Origin of the sequence: Brevibacillus ruminantium (genome assembly GCF_023746555.1) — a bacterium.
Classification (GTDB): domain Bacteria; phylum Bacillota; class Bacilli; order Brevibacillales; family Brevibacillaceae; genus Brevibacillus; species Brevibacillus ruminantium.
In genome coordinates this window covers 4,368,588-4,390,193 of the sequence record NZ_CP098755.1, presented here as the reverse complement: position 1 = coordinate 4,390,193, position 21,606 = coordinate 4,368,588, and the positions used below count along the sequence as shown (strand labels likewise).

Here is a 21,606-nt window from a genome sequence, read left to right as displayed (position 1 = left end):
GAACAACATTCAAACAATTTCTGACAAGATCATACCCGAGAGTACCACCTGTTTGGCTCTGGCGTAATTCATTCAGGCAGAGTCGGCAGCGATGCGGTACAGGAACAACGAGAAAGCCCATCTCTCGGGAATGTTGCGAGAGATGGGCTTCTGACAGGTTGCCAGTCGTTGCACTGGCAGCTATTTTTCATGATGATCGTCTTTTGATTACATTCCGAACGAACGTAACCAGACGTATGACCGCAACCGGCACAGCCAGCCACAGAATATCACCGGGAGTATGCGGTTCCCCTTTTATGGATTGGACATAGATGAGTGCGTGAAACATCACCAGTACCATGATAAGAGGGTTTTGCAGATGGAGGCGTTTCCAGCTGGCGCCTCCCAGCAGCTTCTCGGCGTACCGTGACGATGTAAGCAGCAGGGTGATGATCATAAGGAAAGCAAGCAGTCCCATGTAGTTCGCGATCCCGATGAGAGAAAAATTAGGAGAGAGGCCGGCCCCGTAACGGCTATAATCGACGAAAAACAGGCCGAGCCACCCGTTCGCTGGTTTTTCCATTTGCAAGAAAAAGAGCTTGGTACCGCGCTCAAAGATATACAGGACCAATGAAACATGACTAATTGCGCAAAGCCCGGCCGCAATCCCTAAGTCCCGGCGCAGCACGAGCAGGTGCGGTCCCAGTCGCGGCAGCAGCCATTGCCTGATCGGCCCCAGCAAAAGGGTGAGGGCAATCAGAATGTATGCCAGATAACCAAGCAGCATACTGGTTGCTTCTGCAGCGGGAAATGCGGAAAATTGCGGCCATTTGATCCAGACGATGACGAGCAGAGCAAGCAGGCTGATCACAGAGGCAATCAGTCGAAACCTAGCCATGTACACATCACTCCCGTTGGGTCGTCAAACCCGTTTCCCTTTTGGATGCAGCAGCTCAGCAGTTTGTTACAGGAGTGAGGTTGGATACGTCATTTTTTATTTGTAGGCTTCAAAAGTAAAGACTTGATTGGCGTCAGATGGCGGATTGAGATACTGGTAGCCAGCCGAAACCGTGATGTCTGAGAAGCCGATGGATTGAAGCAAAAGCGTAAACTCTTCGATCCCGTACCATCTTAAAGGGAAGCGCTGGAGTTCCGTCTTCACAAGCTGCCCATTTTTCCACTTTTCGTATTTGAGGTAGGTGACCGTGTACTGGTCAAGAAGATTGACTTCCACTTGCTTGGATTCCATCGTAATGACATGCTGGTCCGGGGTCGTCCAGGTTTTCGTGGTGACGGAGCCTGTTGTGAAGTCACTGGGCAAAAAAACATCGAGAATTACCCGGCCTCCTTCGCCCAGGTGTTGGTAAAAGCATTGCAATGCGGCGATCGAATCTTTGCGCTGTTCCAACAACAAAAAGGAGCCGGTTGGAATGATAATCGCATCATACTTATTGGGAAGAGAGAATCCCTGCAGTTCTCCTTCATATAAGGAAGGCTGAAGTCCCCTTTCGGCACATCGGTTGCGGCAGGAGGCCAGCATCTCTGGGGAGTTGTCCACTCCATCGACAAGAAATCCTGCCTGGAGAAGAGGGATCAGCATACGGCCTGAACCAACAGCCGCCTCGAGAATTCTTCCTTTGCAACCGGATAGTCTTTGCATGTAATACTCAATGTCTCCAAAGGAATGGCCGACGGGCTTGTCCAGATCATATACTTCTGTGGCAAGTTCACTATAACTGCTAAACATGGTGAGTCGCCCCCTGTTATTTTTTGTGTAATAAACAAGACATTTCCATTATAGTAGCAACTCATCCGTCGGGAAAGCCCTGGTGCTTGCAATGTGGAAAGGGACGTGGCTTTTCGGTTGTCGCTTTCGGTATAATAGAGGGTGTTTCACAAGAGAGTTCGGATACCAAGGAGATTGTCAGAATATGCCGTTACATATTGTTTTGCACGAACCGCTCATTCCTGCCAACACAGGGAATATCGCTCGTTCCTGTGCTGCTACCGGGGCTCATCTGCACTTGATTCATCCCCTTGGCTTTTCTACGGATGATCGTTACTTGAAGCGTGCCGGCCTGGATTACTGGCATGCTGTCCATGTGCATCACTACGATAATTTTGAACACTTCGCCCAGGCTCAGGGAGAGCATGCTGGGACGTTTTACTTCGTGGAAACCTGGGGGGAGACCTTGTACACCGAAGTGTCCTTTCGCGATGGAGACTACATCATCCTGGGCAAAGAGACTACCGGCCTTCCTGAAGAATTGACAGATCGGTATCGGGAGCAGACAATCCGCATCCCGATGAGCGGGGCCACCCGATCGGTGAATTTGTCCAATTGTGCCGCGATCGTATTGTTTGAAGGCCTTCGGCAGTTAGGATTTCCCGGATTGAAGTAAGAGACAGATGCGTTCTTAAGCAGGATTGCGCCAATCGAAGAAAAGGGAGAGGACGAAAAATGACCATCAGTACAATACTGTTTGATCTGGATGGCACGCTTTTGGAGATGAGAACGGACCCGTTTGTCAAAGGGTATCTGCAAGAGCTTGGCCGTTTTCTGGGAGACCGCTACGATAGCGAGGCGCTTCTCGGGCTGATCTGGGAAGCGACAAAAGCGATGATCATGAACCAGGATGCTGACAAGACCAATGAACAGGTGTTTATCGAATATTTCTCGCAGCGCAGCCCGTGGCCAAAAGAAGAGCTGTGGCCTCTGTTTGATCGATTTTACCAGGAGGTATTCCCGACACTTTCCCATCTGACTCATCCTTCGCCATGGGCGAAAAAAATTATTGCCGCAGCAAAAGAGCAAGGCTATCGCATCGCTGTCGCAACCAATCCGGTCTTTCCCCGTGATGCCATTCACAGTCGGCTGGCTTGGATTGAACTGACTCCGGGAGACTTTGATCTGGTTACGGTCTACGAGGACTCCCATTTCACCAAACCAAACCCCGGTTACTTTCAGGAGATATGCGACAATCTGGGGGTAGAGCCATCTGCATGCATCATGGTCGGCAATCACATGCAGGAGGACATGGTGGCCAGCAAGCTGGGCATGAAAACCTTCCTGGTGACAAACTGGCTGGAAGATCGCGGAGAGCCGCAATATGAGATTGATCAGCAGGGAACACTGGAGGAGCTGTACGAGGCGATCGTGAATCGGACAGGTGTCTTTTCCAGAGCGTAACAGGGGAACAGAGAACCTAATCGTGCATGGCTTCTAAAAGCTCAACGTTTCTCGGACAATAAAAAACACTCCCTATGAAAAACAGGATGCCTGTACAAAAGGCATCCTGTTTTTCCTGGGAGCGTAGAAAGGTCAGCCGTTGATACGGCTTGTCCTTAGAGATTCCAGGTTTTGTCTTCGTTATATCCCGCTGTCAGCATAAAGAACAGAAAAGCGGCAAAGACCAATCCCACGATAAAAGTACCCATGTTGGACCGCTCCTTTCGTTACCAAACTACTCCCATTATATCGTAGCGTTCCCCGTTTGCAAGGACTATAAAAACAGCGTTTTCTGTCATTCTGATGAACATTTTGATCAAGCCCCCCTCCCTTATTTCAAAGGCAAGAGAGTTTGACGAAAAAAAGAAGCATGGCCAGAATGCGCAGATCGTAGCAAGTTGACTGAAACATGTATCGTCTTCCCGCATACAGATAGAAAAAGCCGGGAATTGCGTCATCGCCCGGTTTAGAAAACAGCTTCGATGTGAATGCGAAACCGCAAGCGGACATATACATGAAAGTACATGGTCGTTCGCGAAGAGAGAGGGCTTATGAGGGAGGAGAGACGAGCATGGACATATTAAAACGCATCGCCGAGCACCGGGCCCGTGAAGAAAAATTGATGTGGAAAGGCACTTTCGCCGAATACCTGGAGTTGGTTCGGAAAAATCCGCAAATTGCCCAAACGGCTCATTCGCGCGTTTATAACATGATCAAAAGTGCAGGCATAGAGGAAAATGATGATGACAGTCGTTCATACCGTTTCTTTAGCCGGGAGATTTTTGGCCTGGACCGTGCCATAGAACGACTTGTAGAAGAGTATTTTCACTCGGCTGCACGCAGGCTCGATGTTCGCAAACGGATTTTGTTATTGATGGGTCCCGTCAGCGGAGGGAAATCCACCATCGTGACGATGCTGAAAAAGGGTCTGGAGGAATTTTCACGTACGGATGAAGGGGCTGTCTACGCGTTGGACGGCTGCCCGATGCAGGAAGAACCACTCCATCTGGTCCCGCGTGAGCTCCGGCCGGAGATTGAAGAAGAGCTGGGGGTCAAGATCGAAGGAGAGCTGACGCCGTATAACCGCATGCGGCTGGAAACGGAGTATGGCGGACGCATTGAGGACTTCCCTGTGAGACGCATCCTCTTTTCCGAGGCGGATCGGGTTGGCATCGGCACTTTCAGTCCATCTGATCCTAAATCCCAGGATATTGCTGATCTGACGGGAAGCATTGATTTCTCTACGATTACCAAATACGGCTCAGAATCTGACCCGCGTGCCTATCGCTTTGACGGCGAATTGAACAAGGCTAACCGCGGGCTCATGGAGTTCCAGGAGATGCTGAAATGCGATGAAAAATTTCTCTGGCATCTGCTCTCGCTGACGCAGGAAGGGAATTTCAAGGCAGGCCGCTTTGCCCTGATTTCAGCCGATGAACTGATTATTGCTCATACTAACGAATCAGAGTACAAAGCGTTTATTTCCAATAAAAAGAATGAAGCCCTGCAATCCCGGATCATCGTCATGCCGATTCCGTACAATTTGCGGGTCAGTGACGAAGAAAAGATCTATGCCAAGCTGATCAAGCAATCCGATCTGGGGCATGTTCACATCGCTCCGCACGCGCTGCGTTCGGCCGCTATTTTCTCCATCCTGACCCGGTTGAAGGAATCCAAAAAGCAGGGAGCCGACCTGCTGAAAAAGATGCGTCTCTACGATGGCGAATCGGTAGAGGGCTTCAAGGGCGCTGATCTGGATGAACTGCGAAACGAGCATGTGGATGAAGGCATGGCCGGCATTGACCCCCGCTATGTGATCAACCGGATCTCCAGCGCATTGATCCGCCGCGATACCGAATGTATCAACGCTTTGGATATTCTGCGCGCGCTGAAGGAGGGCTTCGACCAGCATCCATCAATCAGCAAGGAGCAGCGGGAGCGTTTTCTCAACTTTATCTCCCTGGCTCGCAAAGAGTACGATGAGCTGGCGAAGAAGGAAGTCCAGAAAGCATTTGTCTATAGCTACGAAGAATCAGCCAAAACCCTGATGGACAATTATCTCGACAATGTGGAAGCGTACGCCAATATGAATAAACTTCGCGACCCTGTCACGGGTGAGGAATTAGACCCGGATGAGCGGCTGATGCGCTCGATTGAAGAACAGATCGGCATTTCGGAAAACGCCAAGCGTGCTTTCCGGGAAGAAATTCTGATTCGCATCTCCGCTTATGCGCGGAAAGGCAAGCGATTCGATTACAGCACGCATGATCGACTGCGCGAAGCGATTGAGAAGAAGCTGTTTGCTGACTTGAAAGATGTAGTGAAGATTACCACCTCGAACAAGACACCCGATGAACATCAGTTGAAGAAGATCAATGAAGTGACGCGCCGACTAATCGAAGAACATCACTATTGCCCCGTTTGTGCCAATGAACTGCTCCGGTATGTGGGAAGCCTCTTGAACAGGTAAGCGGGGGAGAAAAGAGCATTCTCGGCGCCGTAGCGCCAGTAGGAGGCACCCAAAGGGCACGCGGATCTGGCTTTGCAAGGAAGCATTCACGGCGCAGCTGCGCCAGTAGGAGGCACCCAAAGGGCACACGGATCTGGCTTTGCACGGAAGCATTCTCGGCGCAGCTGCGCCAGTAGGAGGGGACCCTATGGAGGATTCGGTACCGTTTGTCGTCTCCCGGGAAGACTGGTCGCTGCACCGCAAAGGGTACCAGGACCAGAACCGACATCAAGAAAAGGTGAAGGAAGCGATCAAAAAAAATCTGCCTGATCTGGTCAGTGAAGAGAGCATTATCATGTCAAACGGACGTGACGTCATCAAAATCCCGATCCGCTCCCTCGACGAATACCGGCTGCGCTACAATTTCCAAAAAGGAAAGCATGGCGGGCAGGGAAAGGGAGACAGCAAGGTAGGAGACGTGATTGCCAAGGACGGGGACCCGGCCCAGGGAGCAGGAAAAGGCCAGGGAGCAGGGGACCAACCGGGTGTTGATTACTTTGAAGCGGAAATCAGCGTGGAAGAGCTGGAGGAGATGCTCTTTTCCGAGCTGGAGCTGCCCAATCTGCAGCGCAAGGATGAGGATCAGATCGTCATCGAAGAGACGCGGTTTAACGATGTTCGCAAAAAGGGCTTAATGGGAAACATCGATAAAAAGCGTACGCTGATCGCCGCGATTCGGCGCAATGCCTTGGCCGGTTACAGCGATCTGGAGCTGGGGATCACAGATGAAGACCTTAGGTTCAAGACCTGGGAGGAAATCATCAAGCCGCATTCCAATGCTGTCATTATTGCGATGATGGACACTTCGGGGTCGATGGGCGTCTTTGAAAAATATATCGCGCGCAGCTTCTTTTTCTGGATGGTGCGCTTCCTGCGGACGAAGTATGAAAAAGTGGAGATTGCCTTTATCGCCCACCATACCGATGCCAAGGAGGTACCGGAGGACGTCTTTTTCTCCAAGGGCGAGAGCGGCGGGACGATCTGCTCCTCCGCGTACAAAAAAGCTTTGGAGATCATCGACAGCCGTTATCCCACTTCGCAGTACAACATTTATCCGTTCCACTTTTCGGACGGCGACAACCTTACCTCGGACAACGAGCGCTGCGTCAAACTGGTCAAGGAATTGATGGAGCGGTGCAATATGTTCTGCTATGGCGAAGTAAATCAATACAACAGGCACAGCACCCTGATGTCCGCCTACCGCCATATCAAAGACCCGAAATTCCAGTATTGTGTGATACGCGAGAAGGGCGAGGTCTATAAAGCTTTGCGAACGTTTTTTGGAAAAAGAGAAGCACTGGTCTGAAGAGAAGAAACGCTCTCTCCGGTATATCGGAGGGAGCGTTTGCGTGTGGTATTCATTTCGGAACGGAAAGGAGAGCCTACCCCTCCGCCAGCATTGTCGTATTTTCCACAGTCATCTTTTTGATCTCAGCTTTCGTAAATCCGTTTTCGAGCAAATTCTGCACGAAGGTAATCATCCCTTCATCCGGATAAGGGTTGTTTACCTGTCCCAGATCACTCGACAGGATACAATGCGCAGGACCGACATACTGGATGGTTTCATAAAGGCCGTCCCAATCAATCCCATAAACGGGCGTGATTACACCAAAACACTGCTCCAGATAGGCACCCAGCTCTGCCAGCTCTTTTTGTTCCTCTTTTGACAGGTTGACCGAAGAAAAGGTCGGGTGCGTAATGACGATATTTTTGACCTGCTGCTCTTTCGCCGCTTTGACCAAGGCAAAAATTTCGGTTTTGCTCAAGTGGCCGGTCGCAAGAATGAGCCGGTGCTGGGCAACAATATCCAGGACATCCAGCGTGCTTTTGGTCAATTTGCCGTCTTCCAAAATGCTGATACCGGCTTGCCCCTTTCCTTGCTGATTCAATTCCAGCTGGACTTTGGCCCAAGGCGGCAGTTCTCCATAACTGCCCTGATTCAAGAGATAATCCAGCTCGTTTGCCGCATCAAAGGTGGGCATCCAAACAATTTTGGCACCGTCTCGTGCTGCCATTTCTACGGCCGCAGGATTGATGCCGCCTGTCGGATAATTCAGGCAAACGGCGCCGAGCGGATTGATGTCCGGATACAGCTTCTTTACAAGACGAGCCCGTTCCGCTGTACAAAAATAATGGGATTTGATCCCGAAGCCTTTCATGCCGATTTTTCGCAACCTCTCTGCCATATCCAGGTCGTCCAGCTTTCTGGGGCTGACGTCGGGACCGGTGTGGACATGAAGATCGTAGGCGCCCTCAAGAATTTCAGCGTACATTATATCAACTCTCTTTCCAGGATAAAATGGAATCCGGCATGGCATTATATATAATTTCGTGTTAAATTGTATATTATAAGATGCGGCTTCATTTTTCAAGTAGGGATCATTTGCAAATAGAGAGGGAGTTGTTTGATGCTGATGGACCATCTCGAAGGGAATACCAAATCAGATAAAGTCTATGAATTTTTGAAGGAACAAATTAATACGGGGGTATACAAGCCGGGGGACCGTATCATCATACGTGAAATTTCTCGCCAATTGGGCGTAAGCGACATCCCGGTCAGGGAAGCAGTAAAAAAATTGGGCTCGGAAGGCTTGCTCGAAGTGAAGTCTCACAGCGGGGCTCGCGTGGCAGCACTAAATATCAACAATCTGGAAGAGATCTTTCTGATCCGGGTGGAGTTGGAAACCCTGGCGACTCGTCTTGCGGTCAGATCAGCAACTCCGGAAGAAGTCGCTGAGCTGGAGCGCTGCGTGGGGAAGATGGAGGAGAGCTACCAAAATAACGATATTCCCGCTTACACAGCCCACAATCGAGAGTTTCACCAACTCCTTTATCGGGCATCCCATGCACCATATTTGACAGAAATCATTGAAAACCTGTATGTGCGAAGCGAAAACTCCAAAATGATCTTCCAACACGACCCGGAACGGCTGCGCAGGTCAAATGCGGAGCATCGGGAAATTATAGAGGCAATCATCGCAAAGGATGAAGAGAAAGCGGCAGCGGTGATCCGCTTTCAGAAAGAAAATGGTTTCCGGGGCGTGTTACATGCATTGCGGTTATCACAATCACTTCTCGGAGGTTAAAATGGGCAGGCACCCATTTTACCTGATATTTGTATTCGGAATATTCAGTTAATTATATACAGCCCTTCCTCCTCAAAAAACAAAACGCAAAAAGCATATATTTTCGAATTGACAGTCTTTTTCTATTTATATATAATTCGAATCAAATAATATATAATTTGAGAAAGAATTATATAACTATTTTCGAAATAAGATATATCCGATAAAATTTAGGAGGAAGACAGATGCTGAAGGTTTCCAACTGGAATCAGATTCAAGAGGTTTTTGTTCGGGAAGGAGTAACCAGGAAAGGGTTTAGCGGCGAAGGAGCAACGCTCGCTATTAACACGCTGGTACCGGGACACGAACCGAGGCCGCACAGCCACCATTACGAGCAAATCGTGTATATCATGAGTGGCAAAGTGAAATTTCATGTGGGGGAAGAAGCAGTCATTTTAGAAGAAGGAGGATTATTGGTGGTTCCGCCTGATGTTGAGCATTATGCGGAAGTGATCGGTGATGAAGTCGTCATCAATCTTGACGTGTTCACACCGAAGCGGGCTGAGTATGATGAATAAGATCAAGCGTGAAACACCGCTGATGAAACAACAGCTTTCTGCGGGCAAACCGCAGATCGGAATCTTTTCGAAAGCGCATTCATTGGAACTGGTTGAAATCATCGGGCTGGCCGGCTTTGATTTTATCGTAATTGACATGGAGCACACCGCCTTGACGTTTCAGCAGGTGGAACAGATGGTTCGGGCAGCCGATCTGTACGGACTCCATACCATCGTCCGCGTTCCGGATGCACAAGCCAGCACAATTCTTCATGCGCTTGATCTGGGGGCAACAGGGATACAGGTCCCGCAAATCAATGATGCCCGGGACGTTAAGGCGGTCATCAAAAGCGCGATGTACCCTCCACGGGGTATACGGGGAGTTACATACGCGCACCGGGCAGCCAAATACGGATTTGTTTCCGGCAAGCAGTATATGCAGGAAGCAAATGAGAGAACCACGATCGCTGTCCACATCGAAACAGTAAGTGCGTATCAACAGGTGGACGAAATCTGCGGCGCGGACGGATTGGATGTCGTTTTTATCGGTCCTGTGGATCTGTCGATCGCCTTGCAGGTTTCCCCGGATTATCTAGAGGGAGGACTGTCTGAGGCGGTAAAAACGATCCTGGAGTCCTGCCGTAAAAATGGGAAGCAGCCAGGGATTGTCGTCAATAACGAAAGGGAGTACCGATTCGCTTTGGAACAAGGAATTCCTTACATCGTCTGGGGATCGGACTTGGCGGTGTTTAAACAAGCCCTAACCAGTATCAAGCAATTGCAGGAACAAATTGATCGCGAAATTTGATAGTTGGCAAACAGAGAGAAAGAGGGGATTTTCATGAAAAAAAGAAGCGGTTTTCTGGTAAGTTTGTCGATGGCGCTCCTGTTAACAGCTTGCGGTGGACAAGCTGGCGGCGGTTCGACTGCGAATTCGTCCGATGCAGGGGCCCCAAAAGAGCAAGTCATAAAAATTAAGTTTGCTCATGCGGCTGCAGAGACCCATCCTTTCCACATGGCTACCGAAAAATTTGCCGAGCTGGTGAAAACGAAAACGAACGATCGCGTCATCCTGACCGTTTTTCCGTCGCGTCAGCTTGGTGACGACAGAGAAATCCTGGAGCAAACGATGAACGGCACCTTGGATGCGGCTGCTGTTTCCAGCGCCATTTTCAGCGGATTTACCCCGGTGCTGGATGCCGTACAGATGCCGTTTCTTATCAATAACTACGATCTGGAAGCAAAGGTATTGAAGTCGCCGGTGACCAAGGAATTGCTGGACAGTCTCGACGGGTCTCTTGGATTGAAGGGGTTAACCTTGTTCGAAGGCGGCATGCGTCATATTGCCAACAACAAGAAAAAAGTGGAGACTCCCGCAGATTTGAAGGGACTGAAGCTTCGGGTGGTGCCTTCTGATCTGATCAAGGATACGTTCAGCTCGCTGGGTGCTTCTCCTACCCCGATGGCCTATGGCGAAATCTATTCCTCCCTGCAAACGAAGGTGATTGATGGGGAAGAGATTAATTTGACGTCCATCGTATCGGAAAAGCACTACGAGGTTTTGAAACATGTGACACTGTCGGGGCAGTTCCCTTTCCCCGCCGCAGTCGTGTTTAACTCCGATGTATTCAACAAGCTCTCCGCAGAGGATCAAAAAGCGATTCAGGAAGCGGCTGACGAGGCAGCGGTATACGTGCTGGAGGAAGTAAAGAAATTGGACGAGGACGCTTTGAAAACGTTAAAGCAGGAAGGTATTGAGGTCACCGAGTTGCAAGACAACAAAGAGTTTTTGGACATTACCCATGCTGTCTATGAGACCTACACGGCGAAAAATCCGCTCATTGGCAAATTTGTAGATGAAGTGCAAAAAATGAAATAAACAAAAGAGTGGGGCAAAGGGATCAGCTTTGCCCCGGTCTGCTTTCACAACAGGGTATCTGCTCATGACTAAACGGTAAGGTGGCGATTCGCTTGCAGCAGTTGAGCAACTGGGTATATCGAATTTCAACATGGCTGATCATGGTTCTGGTCGGGATCATGGCATGCGTTACGCTTACAGAAGTGATCGCAAGAAACGTTTTTCATCACTCGTTCTCCTGGTCGGAAGAAGTGGCGCGGTTTACGCTGGTCTGGCTTACCTTTATCGGAGCCAGCGCAGTCTATAAAAGGAAAGAGCTGGTCGGGTTTGATATGTTCATGCGCATGCTTCCTTCGCACGTCCGAAAAATCGCTTCCGGCTTCCTGCACTTTTTCACAATCAGCTTCATTCTGGTTCTGACTTTTTACGGCTTGCAACAAACCTTCTCAAAAACAGCGATGATCCAGCATACACCTGGACTGCAGATGCCCATGTTTGTGGTGTATATGTCCATTCCGCTCGGCATGCTAATGACGCTTGTTCATGCGGTCGCCCTATTGGTGGAGAAGAAACAGGAAGGGGGAGCTGACCAATGATGTACGCGCTGATTGGATTTGTGGTCCTGTTGGGACTGGGAGCTCCCATCGCCTTCGTGATTGGGATCACCGGTTTTCTCCATCTGCTCAGCACCGGCGAGTTCCACCTCTTACCGGCGATGACCCAGCGGATGTATTCCAACGTGGACAGCTTTACATTGCTTGCGATCCCGTTCTTTATTCTGGCGGGCGAGCTGATGAATGCCTCCGGGATAACGACAAAGCTGATTGGATTTTCCCGCAGCCTGATCGGATATGTACGGGGAGGGATCGGCTATGTCAATGTGGTGGTAGCGCTCTTTCTTGGTGCGATCGTTGGTTCAGCCAATGCGGAAGCGGCGATTCGCGGCTCGATGATGGTTCCCGAGATGGAGAAGGATGGATATGACCGCGATTTTTCTTCCGCACTGACGGCCACCTCTTCGATAATCGGGCCGATTCACCCGCCAAGCTTGATCTTCATCATTTATGGAGTGGCTGCCAGTACGTCTATTGGCGCGTTGTTCCTGGCGGGGATTATTCCGGCGTTCCTGATCGCTGTGGCTCACATGGTTGTCGTGTATTTCTATGTACGGAAAAAAGGAGTGGCACTAAAAAAGCACCCTTTCCCCACCTTTAAAGAGTTTTGGCTCTCTTTTTATCAGGCAATCCCTGCTTTGCTGATTCCCCTCATTATCTTGGGCGGTATTTATTCCGGTATCTTTACACCGACAGAATCCGGTGCGATCGCCTGCTTTGTGGCGTTGATCGTGGGATTGTTTGTCTACCGGACGTTGAAGCTTTCGCACCTGCCAAAAATTTTGCTGCACACCGGGATCATAACAGCTTCGATTACCTTTATTATCGCCACCTCGAATATTCTGGGATGGTCGCTGGCTATCGAGCAGCTCCCCCAAAAAATCGCGTCCGTAATGCTGGCCATCAGTGACAGTCCGATCGTGATCCTGCTTTTGATCAACGTCCTGCTCTTGATCGTCGGCATGTTTCTGGATATTACGGCAGCGCTTCTTATTTTGGTACCGGTGCTTCTTCCCGTTGTCACCAGCATCGGTGTCGATCCGGTTCATTTCGGTCTCATTATCTCGATTAACCTGGCACTTGGCCTGGTGACACCTCCCGTCGGCGTGGTTTTGTTCGTAACGTCCAACGTGACGAAGGTACCACTGCAACGGCTGGTAAAGGCATGTGTGCCGTTCTTTATTTCCATTCTGGTGACGCTCTTGGTCGTTACCTATGTGCCTGAGCTCTCTCTGTTCCTGCCGAAGATGGCAGGGTTGATCGGACAGTGAGAAACGCACTCCGACACCTCGAACGCTTGACAAACTCCTTTCTGTCAACGATCATGAGCCTGTTTGCCAAGAAGGAAAACGCGGAGCATCAGGTAGCACAGGAGAAAGGCAAACCGCCAATTTGTAACGCGGATTTGTAAAGTGGAACGGGCCAGCTTCCGTTAAAGAGCATGAATATTTACCCTTCAGGATGGAAACTCTTGCTAATAGCAAGTGATTATCCATTTTGGGGGGTTTTTCATGATGAAGAAGCTGGGTACATTGATTTTGACTCTCGCTCTGGTTTTCACAATGGGCGGCGTATCTGCGTTTGCGGAGACTGGAGGAACCGGGAATGTCGGTGCTACAACCAATACCGGAACCACTGGGCCAGGAACAGGAACTGCTGTAGGAACCGGCACGGGAACAGGCGTAACCGGTACCACAGGCGTCGACGGCTATCGCAATATGTACAGAACCACGGCTGCTACCGGCAGAAACTGGGGCTGGATCGGCTTGCTGGGACTGTTCGGTCTGGCCGGTTTGACGGGTCGTAACCGGAGCCGCGAACCACAGCGGTAAGCGAATAAACCTGGGTACTATTTTTCAACAAAAAGAACCCGCCTTGGCTAAGCTGAGGCGGGTTTTGGTTTGGCGACCGTCCAGTTGACCAGAAAGATACCGGAGAAAATGAGTGCGCCACCCAGATAGACGTACCACTCCACTTTTTCGCCCAGCAGCAGCCAGCCCGACAACACGCCAAAAAACGGAGCTAAAAAGAGGAATGCGCTTGTTTTGCCGGGATCGCCTTTGGCCAGAAGATAAAACCAGCCGGCGAATTGAACAATCGAGGCCATGATAGCGAGCCAGAGAATGATAAAAACTGAGGTGGGAGTCACGATCAGTTTGGGTGTCTCCAGGGTGACCGCCATCAAAAGCAGAAGCAGTCCACCAAATAACATCTGGAACGCAGTCAATACCCAGACGTGCAGATCAGCTCCCCACTTTTTGATGGAGAGGGTGCCGAGTGACCAAAAGATGGCTGCACCCAGACCCCAAAGCGTGCCGGTACTCCACTGCAAATGAAATCCCAGTGTGATGGCAACACCGATAAATCCGATGAGAACCCCGAGCCATTGGGAAGGACGGTATTTGGTACCGAGCAGCCAGGTACTTAGAATGACGACGAGCAGGGGATTTAAAAAGGTGAGAATGGATGATTCGGCAGCCGTGATCGTGCGCAAGCTGAGAAAAATACAGCCCATGACGCCGGCCGTTTGCAAAAAACCGATGAGAAGCACTCGCGTCCACCCTTGCAGGGTTTTCGGAAATGGCATGTTTCGCACCCATAGCGCCATCAGCAGACCGGCCAGTGTGAACCGACAGCCCACCAGCAAGAGTGGGGAAACATAGTCCAAGCCTATTTTCCCAATGGCAAAGGAGGAACCCATCAAGAGTGTGGTCAGCACGACGAGGCTTCCGTACAGCACAGGATTCATTTTCCAACCTTCTTTCCTTCAAGTTGTGAGGGGTTTCATTTTCTTCGTACACAGGCTCACATTTTTTATCTGTCATCATTATCGTACGGTTTTTACGTTTCGATTAACATCGAAGTATGCATGTTGTACGATAAAAGCGAAGAGTGGGAATCGTACGGGACCAATCGACTCTTTGAACTGGGCTGGATTGAGCGCCTTCCGAATGGGCGGGCCGTCCGCGTGACCGCTGCCGGACTAGCAGGGCTTTCCGACCAATTTGGACTTAGCCTCGAAGAACGAAAGTGAAGAAAGTCCATAAAAATTGGTACACTTTTCGTAACTTATCACGTATTTGTTTGTCAAGATGAGAAGATATGGTAATGTGGTAGAGAGAGAGCGTAATGACGGGAAAGAACCGGTGATAAAATGAAAAGTGAATTGTTTTCCCTCGATCAAAAGGAATGGGCTGGACTTTTCCAGACCAATGACAGATTAAAAGAAGTAATGCGCGAGCTGGCGGATGTGAAATATGCGCTTGACCAGTCCTCTATCGTTGCGATCACAGATCACAAAGGAATCATCCTTTACGCCAACGAACAGTTCTGCAGGATTTCCGGTTATGAGCCGGATGAACTGATCGGGGAGGATCATCGCATCCTGAACTCCAGCTACCACCCGAAGGAATTTTTCAAAAACATGTGGGCGACGATCGGTTCGGGCCAAATTTGGCGGGGCGAAGTGTGCAACCGCGCCAAAACCGGCTCTATCTACTGGGTGGATACCACCATCGTGCCTTTTATGGATGAAAAGGGAGTACCGTACCAATATGTATCCATCCGCAACGATATTACCGACCGCAAAAAGATGGAGGAAGAGGTAAAGCAAAGCGAAGAGAAGTATCGTTTGATCACAGAAAATACGACAGATTTGATCGGTGTAATCGACCGGGAAGGCAACTTCCTTTATCTTTCGCCTTCACATGAAGTGGTGCTTGGCTATGATATCGCTGAAAACGCAGAGCATAACCTGCTCTCCTGGATAGCGGAAGACGACAGGGAGATTATGAGCGAAGCGGTTGAACATGCTTTTGCAACCCGGAAGAGCAGGCAAATTGAATACCGTCTCTGTACCAAGGCTAAAAAGCCGATTTGGGTAGAAACGACGCTCAATCCGGTTTTGACTGCTGCTGGAGCCGTGCGCAAGCTGGTTCTGGTGTCACGTGACATTACCGAGAGAAAGAAATCTGAGCAAACGATCCACCATTTGGCGTACCATGATACGTTGACGGATTTGCCCAATCGCCGGTTATTTGTTCAGTATCTGAGCAAGGAGCTGAATAAAGCCAAAAGGGTCGGTGCCCAGCTGGCGGTGCTGTTTCTGGATCTGGATCGTTTGAAAGACATCAACGACACCTGGGGGCATGACGTCGGGGACTTGATCCTGCTGGAAGCGGCCAAACGCTTGAAAAGCTGTATCCGCAAGCATGATATGGTTGCCCGGCTCGGCGGCGATGAGTATACCATCGTACTGACCAATATTTCCGGCCAGGAAGAGGTAGAGAGCATCGTTTCCCGTCTGCAGGGGCTGCTGCAAAAGCCTCTCCTGGTGGCAGGACAGAGCTTTACGCTTTCAATGAGCATCGGGATTTCCCTGTTCCCCAAAGACGGGGATCAGTTGGATGACCTGCTGAAGAGAGCGGATACGGCACTGTATGTAGTGAAATCCAGAGGGCGAAACAGCTACGAATTCTTTGACCCGACGATGGAAGCGAAGACGCTGGAGCGCATCCTGATGGAAAATGAACTGCGCAAGGCCATTGCTCAGGGGCATTTTGAAATTTACTATCAACCGAAAAAGGATCTGTCGACGGGAAAATTGACCGGGATGGAGGCGCTTGTCCGCTGGATTCATCCGGAGCTGGGAATCATTCCGCCCAATCGCTTTATCCCGATCGCAGAAGAGACCGGGATGATTATCGAGCTGGGAGAGTGGATCTTGCGGCACGCATGCCAGCAGAACAAGCGATGGCAGGATGAGGGCTTCCCGCCGCTCAAGGTATCCGTCAATCTGTCGGCCCGCCAGCTTCACCAGAAAAATCTTGTCGAGGTGATCCAGACGGTCCTCAAAGAGACGGGACTGGACGCCCAATGGCTGGAGCTGGAGATCACCGAGAGTGTTTTGGTCAAGCTGGAAGAAGCGATTGAGATTTTGCAAGCGATCCGGGACTCCGGTGTGCAGATATCCATCGATGACTTTGGAACCGGTTATAATTCTTTTAGCTATATCAAACACTTGCCGATTGATACGATTAAAATCGACGCCTCCTTTATTCAGGATATCCATCAAAATCAGGAGAGTCAGGCGATTGTGAAAGCGATCGTGACGATTGCGGAAAGCCTGAATCTCAACGTCATCGCCGAAGGAGTAGAGCTGCTAGACCAAGTGGCGGCCCTCAGCGAAAACGGTTGTGATCAGGGACAAGGCTACCTGTTCAGCAAGCCTTTGCCGACAGGGGATTTTGAGCAGTATCTCTTGTCTGCCCATAAAAACTCATAAGATTTTCTCGGAATTGCCGGATACCATCCAGAGAGCCATGCTGCCATGCGCTCTCTTTTTACGTTCAAAAAAGCGGCAATTTCATAGGTTCCCTCTTTTCTCTAAAGTTGGGCGCACCTCCCTCTGGGCGGATCATATGCTGTGGTTGAATACCCATATCGTCTGGAGGAAAAAGCATGTACGGATACCCCGTCTACCCGGTGCGCTGGCCTGTACCGATGCAGGACGAAGGCAGGCAAAGGGCTGTTGAACCGGCAGAGAGGAGATTGGCTGCAGATCTCTTGCGGGCTGTACGCCGCGAGGAAAGGGCGGGAAAATTTTACGCCCAACTGGCGGAACTAGCCCCCAGCGAGAATCTGAGAGTCTTGATCAATATCATCAAGGACGAGCGAATCAAGCACTTGACGAACTTTTCCCAACTGTACAGACAGATTACCGGGAGAGAACCGCAACTGCTCAGAGAAGCTGTCCCTGCGCCCGAATCCTTTCGCAAAGGAGTTGAACTGGCGATTCGAGATGAGCTGGAGTCGATGGACTCGTATCGAGATTTTGCTGAGGCGACAGCGAATCCCCACATCAGGCGAGCATTTCTGCGGGCTGCTGAGGATGAACAGCGCCATTCCACCTGGTTTAGCAATATCCTGATTTCACTTGGCAGCTAAGCAGCTGTCACACAAGGTATGTACGGATCAGCCAAGGGGAAAATTGCAAAAAGAAGGCAGCCTCGGGGAAAGAGGCCGCCTTTTTTTCATTCATCACATGCCGTTTATTCTTCCGGGGCTGTGGTGATGGGCTGAAGACGCTGAAGCGAATTGTCCGCCTCTTGCTCCTGAACAAATTGATAGGCTTCTTCCCAAAAAGTGTCCTGGCTGTTCAAGGGAAAAGGGTCATCGGACAAAATCCGCTGGTAGGTTCCATCGGGCTGCAAAAGATGGGATTTTGCATTGTCTTTGAGCATCACGTCCAGCATGTGCAGGATACGCTTCTTGAGGTCTTCCTGAAGGACCGGGAAGAGAATTTCGACGCGGGCGACCATATTGCGGGTCATCCAGTCGGCACTGGAGCAAAAAATTGCTTCATCCCCGTCGCTACCGAAGCAGAAGATCCGACTGTGTTCCAGAAACCTTCCGATGATGCTGATGACGCGAATATTTTCACTGACACCTGGAATGCCCGGACGCAAACAACAGATCCCGCGGACGATCAGGTCAATTTTTACACCCGCGCAAGAGGCTTCGTACAACGCTTCAATAATTTGCTTGTCAGTGAGCGAATTCATCTTGGCGATGATCCGGGCAGGCACTCCGGCGAGGCTCTTGTCACGCTCTCGCTGAATCAGGCGCAAAAAGGTTTCACGCAATCCGACCGGTGCGGTGGCGATCATTTTCCAGGCCGGCGGATGGGAGTACCCCGACAGATGGTTAAAGAAATGGCTTGCATCGATACCAAACTCTTCGCGAGCGGTAAGCATCCCGATATCTGTATAGATGCGAGCAGTCGTATCGTTGTAATTGCCTGTACTCAGGTGGACGTAGCGGCGAAGCGCGTCATCCTCTGCCCGCACGACCAGGGTAATTTTGCTGTGCGTTTTGAGACCGACCAGCCCGTAAATGACGTGGCAGCCGGCCTTCTCCAGTTTTTTGGCCCAGACGATATTGTTCTCCTCGTCAAAGCGGGCCTTTAATTCGAGCAGGACCGTTACCTGCTTGCCGTTGTCTGCAGCGCGCAGCAAGGCATTGACGATGGGGGAGTCGCCGCTGACACGGTACAGCGTCTGTTTGATCGCCAGTACTTTGGGATCGGCAGCGGCCTGCTGCACAAACGCGACGACGGGATCAAAGGACTCATAGGGATGATGCAGCAGGATATCCCGTTGCCTGATCGTGGCGAAGATATCTTCAGAGCCGAACAGGTCGCGCGGAGGCTGGGAGACCAGCGGCTCAAAACGGAGATGATCAAAGCCGGGCAAGCTGTAGAATTTAAAGAAAAAGCTGGGGTCAAGCGGCCCGTCCAGCCTGAATACCTCGGAATTGTCCAGCTCTAGCCAGTCCTGCAAAGTGAGCTGCAAAAAGTCACTCATTGAGGCGTCGACTGCGAGGCGGACCGGCTCTCCCATTTTCCGCTTGCGCAGCTCCTGCTCAATGGCTTCCAGCAAATCCTCCGTTTCGTCCTCATCGATTGTCAAATCGGCATTGCGGGTGATCCGAAACGGACTCGACTCCAGGATGCGATACCCTTGAAACAGGCTGTCCATATGATCGCGGATGACGTCTTCCAGCAAAATGAAATGGGCTTCTCCAGCGGGAGAAGGAAGCTCTAAAAAACGCGGCACAACAGACGGTACCTGCACAACTGCAAAAAGCGGCCCTTCCTCCCGATCTTCCGGGTCCTCCAGCAGGACGGCCAGATTCAGACTTTTGTTCAGCAGCATCGGGAAAGGGTGGCTGGAATCGACCGCCATCGGCGTCAGGACGGGGTACAAATGGTGGTGAAAAAAGCCGTCGACAAACTGGCGCTGCTCCGCGTTCAATTGCTCATTTTTCAAAAAACGGATACCGGCCTGCTCCAGCTCAGGCATGATCTCGTGTTTCAACACATCGAACAGCCGCTGCATGACGGTATGCGTTCGCTCCCAGATCGCGGCAAGCTGCTGGGTCGGGGTCATCCCTGATTTGTTATCCGGCTTGCTGAAGCCAGCTTTCACCTGATCCTTCAGTCCGGCTACGCGCACCATGAAAAACTCGTCAAAATTACTGCTGGCAATCGCGATAAACTTCAGACGTTCCAATATCGGATAATCCGGATTGGACGCTTCGCCCAGCACCCGTTCATTAAATGCCACCCAGCTTAACTCGCGGTTTATGTAGTAGTTTGGATTGTCAAAATGCTCCATGTGGATCAACCTTTTTCTCCAGAGATAATGATGAAAACGATTCCAGTATAGCAATCTTCTGTTAAGAGTGTGTTAAGCTGCTGTGGACGAACACCCTGACCGGTTTTTTCCATGCCTTTGCCGCTTTTTGCACCGTCTCCTCCAACAGATCGTACTCAATCAGAGAGGGCTTGGTTCCATAGCAGTGCAGGAGGGTCTCCTTCTCTCCAATCTCGAGCTGGACTTGTTTGATTTGCTGCATCATCGTACGATCCAGTGAGCGGGCAAGCTGGACGAGCATGCCCAGCTTTTCAGCAGTGCCCTTGTCCGATTTGCTGAGGATATCAGCGTGAGTGGCGACCTGCTGTAGCAGCAGCTTATTGTTTTTGTAGGAGGCGATCATCGCGATGAGAAGCCGCTGACGATGTGTGTATCCCCATAATAAAACATTGGAGAGCAGGTAAAAGGTATGCTCAGAGACTTCATAGACGTTGATGGAGCGTCCGGCATCATGCAGGAGAGCGGCTGCCTCCAGAAAATCCCGCTCGGCATCGGAATACGGCAGAATGCCACCGTCCACAAGCTGGTCAAATAGGGAGAGAGCCAGGTCTCGCACATGCTCGGCATGCTTTTTGTCGATCCTGTAGCGCTGCATGAACTGTTCGATGCTGCGCTTCCTGACAGCGGTCGCATCGGGAGGAAGCGCAGGGCCCCATACCGCCTCATAGAGAACACCGTCTCTCAGGCCTTTATTGCTGACAATCAGTTCTTTGCCGCCGGAGAGGGTAAGCAAGGTGTCAAAGACCGAAAGCCCGGATAAGATGACGTCTGCTCTGTCCTTGGAAAGACCGGGCAGTTGTTTTCGCTCCTCCAACGGCAGAGAGAGGGTGGCAGCCAGGATGTTTTGGACGGTATCTGCGGACAGCTGATAATGATGCAGGCTGCCCAGAGAGTACCCCGTGCTGCGTTGATGCATCTTGGCCAGATTTCGCGCCGTACCGCCGATCGCGATAACCGGGCAGGCTTTGTCCCGAAGCCAGTCGCAGGTCTGAAACTGCGTGATCAGAAAATCCCGCAAGGACGTGACTTCTCCGGGTGCGGGCGGGTCCTGATGGAGAAAGAGGCGTGTCAGTGTGACGATGCCAAAGGGAAAGCTGACGCAATGCTGCAATTTCCGATCAGCAAAGTAGGTAAGCTCGGTGCTGCCTCCGCCAATATCTACCGTAATGCCTTCTGACAGATTCATCGTGTGCATGACAGCCAGATAGCCGTACCTGGCTTCTTCCTCGCCGCTCAATACGCGCATGGTAATGCCCGTCTCTGCTTCGATGGACTTGATCAGCTCGCCGCCGTTTTCTGCTTGTCTGACCGCTGCGGTGGCTACGCCGATCACCTTCGATACCTGATGGGCTGCCAGAATATCGCGGAACTGACGCATGCACGCCATGGTTTTTTCCCACCCGGCCGGGTCCAGCCGTCCGTCCTGCAGATGACTGCTCAGCCGCAGCCCTCGCTTGATATTATCCAATTCGTATACGAGTCCTTGCGCATCCTGCTGGTAGATAACCAGCCGCGCTGTGTTGGAGCCAAGGTCGATGACTCCCATATCGTTATGCATCGGAAATCCTCGCTTTTTGAC

20 protein-coding genes are annotated in these 21,606 nt (G+C 50.8%); 14 read left to right on the top strand and 6 right to left on the bottom strand.

Annotation, left to right across the window (positions count from 1 at the left end; all coding sequences use genetic code 11):
• Positions 1 to 187: 187 nt before the first annotated feature.
• A complete protein-coding gene (locus tag NDK47_RS21545) occupies positions 188 to 877 on the bottom strand; it encodes a ferric reductase-like transmembrane domain-containing protein (protein ID WP_251871813.1) in 690 nt (229 codons plus the stop codon).
• 96 nt (positions 878 to 973) lie between these two features.
• Positions 974 to 1,726, bottom strand: a complete 753-nt coding sequence (locus NDK47_RS21540) for a class I SAM-dependent methyltransferase (protein ID WP_251871812.1) — start codon at positions 1,724 to 1,726, stop codon at positions 974 to 976.
• A gap of 184 nt (positions 1,727 to 1,910) precedes the next feature.
• On the opposite strand from NDK47_RS21540, the gene trmL reads away from it, so the two are divergent.
• From trmL to yhbH, 4 genes are all read left to right on the top strand, one after another.
• Positions 1,911 to 2,381 carry a tRNA (uridine(34)/cytosine(34)/5-carboxymethylaminomethyluridine(34)-2'-O)-methyltransferase TrmL gene (gene trmL / locus NDK47_RS21535; RefSeq protein WP_251871811.1) on the top strand — a complete coding sequence of 157 codons (471 nt, stop codon included), beginning with the start codon at positions 1,911 to 1,913 and terminating at the stop codon, positions 2,379 to 2,381.
• A 59-nt stretch (positions 2,382 to 2,440) separates the two neighbouring features.
• Complete coding sequence (locus tag NDK47_RS21530) at positions 2,441 to 3,169, top strand: HAD family hydrolase (protein WP_251871810.1); 729 nt, start codon at positions 2,441 to 2,443, stop codon at positions 3,167 to 3,169.
• 610 nt (positions 3,170 to 3,779) lie between these two features.
• Positions 3,780 to 5,678, top strand: a complete 1,899-nt coding sequence (locus NDK47_RS21525) for a PrkA family serine protein kinase (RefSeq protein ID WP_251871809.1) — start codon at positions 3,780 to 3,782, stop codon at positions 5,676 to 5,678.
• A gap of 187 nt (positions 5,679 to 5,865) precedes the next feature.
• On the top strand, positions 5,866 to 7,023 hold the full coding sequence (gene yhbH / locus NDK47_RS21520) for a sporulation protein YhbH (protein WP_251871808.1): 1,158 nt from the start codon (positions 5,866 to 5,868) through the stop codon (positions 7,021 to 7,023).
• A 76-nt stretch (positions 7,024 to 7,099) separates the two neighbouring features.
• Here yhbH and NDK47_RS21515 read toward each other — a convergent pair whose 3' ends face one another.
• Positions 7,100 to 7,990 carry a DUF6282 family protein gene (locus tag NDK47_RS21515; protein WP_251871807.1) on the bottom strand — a complete coding sequence of 297 codons (891 nt, stop codon included), beginning with the start codon at positions 7,988 to 7,990 and terminating at the stop codon, positions 7,100 to 7,102.
• A gap of 135 nt (positions 7,991 to 8,125) precedes the next feature.
• On the opposite strand from NDK47_RS21515, the gene NDK47_RS21510 reads away from it, so the two are divergent.
• The 7 genes from NDK47_RS21510 (at position 8,126) to NDK47_RS21480 (ending at position 13,643) form a co-directional block, all read left to right on the top strand.
• Positions 8,126 to 8,803: a GntR family transcriptional regulator gene (locus NDK47_RS21510; protein ID WP_251871806.1), complete on the top strand. Its 678-nt coding sequence runs from the start codon at positions 8,126 to 8,128 to the stop codon at positions 8,801 to 8,803.
• Positions 8,804 to 9,027: 224 nt separating this feature from the next.
• Entirely contained in the window at positions 9,028 to 9,360 is a 333-nt protein-coding gene (locus NDK47_RS21505) for a cupin domain-containing protein (protein WP_251871805.1), read from the top strand.
• Positions 9,353 to 10,147 carry an HpcH/HpaI aldolase family protein gene (locus NDK47_RS21500; protein ID WP_251871804.1) on the top strand — a complete coding sequence of 265 codons (795 nt, stop codon included), beginning with the start codon at positions 9,353 to 9,355 and terminating at the stop codon, positions 10,145 to 10,147. The genes NDK47_RS21505 and NDK47_RS21500 overlap by 8 nt, the downstream gene beginning before the upstream one ends.
• Before the next feature lie 33 nt (positions 10,148 to 10,180).
• Positions 10,181 to 11,218 (top strand): TRAP transporter substrate-binding protein, encoded by a 1,038-nt coding sequence (locus NDK47_RS21495; RefSeq protein ID WP_251871803.1) that lies wholly within the window; start codon positions 10,181 to 10,183, stop codon positions 11,216 to 11,218.
• A gap of 92 nt (positions 11,219 to 11,310) precedes the next feature.
• Positions 11,311 to 11,793 (top strand): TRAP transporter small permease, encoded by a 483-nt coding sequence (locus NDK47_RS21490; RefSeq protein WP_251871802.1) that lies wholly within the window; start codon positions 11,311 to 11,313, stop codon positions 11,791 to 11,793.
• Positions 11,790 to 13,082: a TRAP transporter large permease gene (locus tag NDK47_RS21485; RefSeq protein ID WP_251871801.1), complete on the top strand. Its 1,293-nt coding sequence runs from the start codon at positions 11,790 to 11,792 to the stop codon at positions 13,080 to 13,082. The genes NDK47_RS21490 and NDK47_RS21485 overlap by 4 nt, the downstream gene beginning before the upstream one ends.
• A 240-nt stretch (positions 13,083 to 13,322) precedes the next feature.
• Entirely contained in the window at positions 13,323 to 13,643 is a 321-nt protein-coding gene (locus tag NDK47_RS21480; protein WP_251871800.1) for a WGxxGxxG family protein, read from the top strand.
• A 47-nt stretch (positions 13,644 to 13,690) separates the two neighbouring features.
• Here NDK47_RS21480 and NDK47_RS21475 read toward each other — a convergent pair whose 3' ends face one another.
• A complete protein-coding gene (locus tag NDK47_RS21475; protein ID WP_251871799.1) occupies positions 13,691 to 14,560 on the bottom strand; it encodes a DMT family transporter in 870 nt (289 codons plus the stop codon).
• 120 nt (positions 14,561 to 14,680) lie between these two features.
• Between NDK47_RS21475 and NDK47_RS21470 the strand changes: the two genes are divergently transcribed.
• From NDK47_RS21470 to NDK47_RS21460, 3 genes are all read left to right on the top strand, one after another.
• A complete protein-coding gene (locus NDK47_RS21470; protein WP_251871798.1) occupies positions 14,681 to 14,845 on the top strand; it encodes a hypothetical protein in 165 nt (54 codons plus the stop codon).
• 120 nt (positions 14,846 to 14,965) lie between these two features.
• Positions 14,966 to 17,095, top strand: coding sequence for a bifunctional diguanylate cyclase/phosphodiesterase (locus tag NDK47_RS21465; RefSeq protein WP_251871797.1), 2,130 nt, complete (start codon positions 14,966 to 14,968; stop codon positions 17,093 to 17,095).
• 176 nt (positions 17,096 to 17,271) lie between these two features.
• Positions 17,272 to 17,757, top strand: a complete 486-nt coding sequence (locus NDK47_RS21460; protein ID WP_251871796.1) for a ferritin family protein — start codon at positions 17,272 to 17,274, stop codon at positions 17,755 to 17,757.
• A 104-nt stretch (positions 17,758 to 17,861) separates the two neighbouring features.
• Here the strand turns inward: NDK47_RS21460 and NDK47_RS21455 are convergent, their stop codons facing one another.
• Positions 17,862 to 19,988: an RNA degradosome polyphosphate kinase gene (locus NDK47_RS21455; RefSeq protein WP_251871795.1), complete on the bottom strand. Its 2,127-nt coding sequence runs from the start codon at positions 19,986 to 19,988 to the stop codon at positions 17,862 to 17,864.
• 61 nt (positions 19,989 to 20,049) lie between these two features.
• Positions 20,050 to 21,585 (bottom strand): Ppx/GppA phosphatase family protein, encoded by a 1,536-nt coding sequence (locus NDK47_RS21450; protein WP_251871794.1) that lies wholly within the window; start codon positions 21,583 to 21,585, stop codon positions 20,050 to 20,052.
• Between the last annotated feature and the right edge of the window lie 21 nt (positions 21,586 to 21,606).

Excerpts from the sequence above, each read along its gene's own strand:
- NDK47_RS21500 (WP_251871804.1), top strand. The coding sequence starts at position 9,353 with ATGAATAAGATCAAGCGTGAAACACCGCTGATGAAACAACAGCTTTCT.
- NDK47_RS21530 (WP_251871810.1), top strand. The coding sequence starts at position 2,441 with ATGACCATCAGTACAATACTGTTTGATCTGGATGGCACGCTTTTGGAG.
- NDK47_RS21485 (WP_251871801.1), top strand. The coding sequence starts at position 11,790 with ATGATGTACGCGCTGATTGGATTTGTGGTCCTGTTGGGACTGGGAGCT.
- NDK47_RS21460 (WP_251871796.1), top strand. The coding sequence starts at position 17,272 with ATGTACGGATACCCCGTCTACCCGGTGCGCTGGCCTGTACCGATGCAG.
- NDK47_RS21540 (WP_251871812.1), bottom strand. The coding sequence starts at position 1,726 with ATGTTTAGCAGTTATAGTGAACTTGCCACAGAAGTATATGATCTGGAC.
- trmL (WP_251871811.1), top strand. The coding sequence starts at position 1,911 with ATGCCGTTACATATTGTTTTGCACGAACCGCTCATTCCTGCCAACACA.
- NDK47_RS21545 (WP_251871813.1), bottom strand. The coding sequence starts at position 877 with ATGGCTAGGTTTCGACTGATTGCCTCTGTGATCAGCCTGCTTGCTCTG.
- NDK47_RS21505 (WP_251871805.1), top strand. The coding sequence starts at position 9,028 with ATGCTGAAGGTTTCCAACTGGAATCAGATTCAAGAGGTTTTTGTTCGG.
- NDK47_RS21510 (WP_251871806.1), top strand. The coding sequence starts at position 8,126 with ATGCTGATGGACCATCTCGAAGGGAATACCAAATCAGATAAAGTCTAT.
- yhbH (WP_251871808.1), top strand. The coding sequence starts at position 5,866 with ATGGAGGATTCGGTACCGTTTGTCGTCTCCCGGGAAGACTGGTCGCTG.
- NDK47_RS21515 (WP_251871807.1), bottom strand. The coding sequence starts at position 7,990 with ATGTACGCTGAAATTCTTGAGGGCGCCTACGATCTTCATGTCCACACC.
- NDK47_RS21455 (WP_251871795.1), bottom strand. The coding sequence starts at position 19,988 with ATGGAGCATTTTGACAATCCAAACTACTACATAAACCGCGAGTTAAGC.
- NDK47_RS21475 (WP_251871799.1), bottom strand. The coding sequence starts at position 14,560 with ATGAATCCTGTGCTGTACGGAAGCCTCGTCGTGCTGACCACACTCTTG.
- NDK47_RS21525 (WP_251871809.1), top strand. The coding sequence starts at position 3,780 with ATGGACATATTAAAACGCATCGCCGAGCACCGGGCCCGTGAAGAAAAA.
- NDK47_RS21470 (WP_251871798.1), top strand. The coding sequence starts at position 14,681 with ATGTTGTACGATAAAAGCGAAGAGTGGGAATCGTACGGGACCAATCGA.
- NDK47_RS21465 (WP_251871797.1), top strand. The coding sequence starts at position 14,966 with ATGAAAAGTGAATTGTTTTCCCTCGATCAAAAGGAATGGGCTGGACTT.
- NDK47_RS21495 (WP_251871803.1), top strand. The coding sequence starts at position 10,181 with ATGAAAAAAAGAAGCGGTTTTCTGGTAAGTTTGTCGATGGCGCTCCTG.
- NDK47_RS21450 (WP_251871794.1), bottom strand. The coding sequence starts at position 21,585 with ATGCATAACGATATGGGAGTCATCGACCTTGGCTCCAACACAGCGCGG.
- NDK47_RS21480 (WP_251871800.1), top strand. The coding sequence starts at position 13,323 with ATGATGAAGAAGCTGGGTACATTGATTTTGACTCTCGCTCTGGTTTTC.